Raw genomic sequence first — 355 nt, 5'->3', positions numbered from 1 at the left:
GAGGTTGAACACGCTGATCAGCACCGGGAGGATCAGCGACGCGTAGGAGTCGAGCAGCCCGAGCTCCTTGACGAGCAGGAAGTTCGGGATCATGCCGGGCGGGAAGAGGAAGGTGAACAGGACGAGCAGGAGTACGGGCCTGCCGCCGAACACGCCGGGCCGGGACAGGGCGTAGGCGAGGGTGACCGTGCAGACGAGGCTGAGCAGGGTGCCGACGAGGGTGACGCCCGCGCTGACGCCGAGTGCGTGGCTGACGATGCCGCCGTCGAGAATGTCCCGGTAGGCCTGGAGGGTCGGGTTCTCGGGCCACAGCACCCAGCCGCCATTGGCCACCACCTCGCGCTGGGAGGCCAGC

General features: G+C 68.7%; 1 protein-coding gene. It reads right to left on the bottom strand.

Annotation, left to right across the window (positions count from 1 at the left end; all coding sequences use genetic code 11):
• Positions 1–355, bottom strand: a 355-nt coding sequence (locus CCN51_RS52560) for an ABC transporter permease family protein (RefSeq protein ID WP_483883492.1), incomplete at both ends; no start/stop codon positions are given.

The organism is Streptomyces milbemycinicus, from assembly GCF_002154605.1.
In the GTDB taxonomy this organism is placed as follows: domain Bacteria; phylum Actinomycetota; class Actinomycetes; order Streptomycetales; family Streptomycetaceae; genus Streptomyces; species Streptomyces milbemycinicus.
The sequence above is the reverse complement of the archived record's forward strand: the minus strand, read 5'-3'. Positions and strand labels throughout refer to the sequence as shown.